Here is a 540-nt window from a genome sequence, read left to right as displayed (position 1 = left end):
AGGAAGCGATGGAACCCTTTCGTGAAGCCAGGGAAGCCCTGGCCACCATCCCCGGAGTCTCCCTCAAAGTTGCCGAGGTGATCATCGCTGAAACCGGTGCAGACATGCGGGTCTTCGAAACTCCCGCCAGGCTTGCATCCTGGGTAGGGGTCTGTCCCAGCGCCAACGAATCCGCCGGACACATCAAATCCGCACATATCCTGCCTGGGAACAAATACCTCAAAGCCGCCCTGGGCACCTCAGCTCTATCAGCCATACGAACCAAAGACACCTACCTCGCAGCCAGATATCACCGCATAGCAGCCCGACGCGGACCAATGAGAGCGGTAGTTGCGATCGAGCATTCCATCCTGACAGCGGCCTGGCACATGCTCGCCAACGGCGAGTGCTACACCGATCCGGGCGCAGACCACTTCACCCGCATCAACCCATCCCGTGCCAAGAACAACGCCATCAAACAACTCAACAACCTCGGCTACAACGTCACCATCACCCCGCTCACCGCAGCCTAACCCGCCCCTACTTTCGTATTAGGTCGCA

At 58.9% G+C, this 540-nt stretch carries 1 protein-coding gene; it reads left to right on the top strand.

Annotated elements, in window-relative coordinates; all coding sequences use genetic code 11:
• Positions 1 to 512 (top strand): transposase (locus OCL88_RS21135; protein WP_264963848.1); only part of this gene is annotated, 512 nt, incomplete at its 5' end.
• Positions 513 to 540 lie beyond the last annotated feature (28 nt).

The sequence above is a fragment of the Paenarthrobacter sp. PAE-2 genome, assembly GCF_026013155.1.
Lineage (GTDB): Bacteria > Actinomycetota > Actinomycetes > Actinomycetales > Micrococcaceae > Arthrobacter > Arthrobacter ureafaciens.
This window is presented reverse-complemented; position numbering and strand designations above follow the sequence as displayed.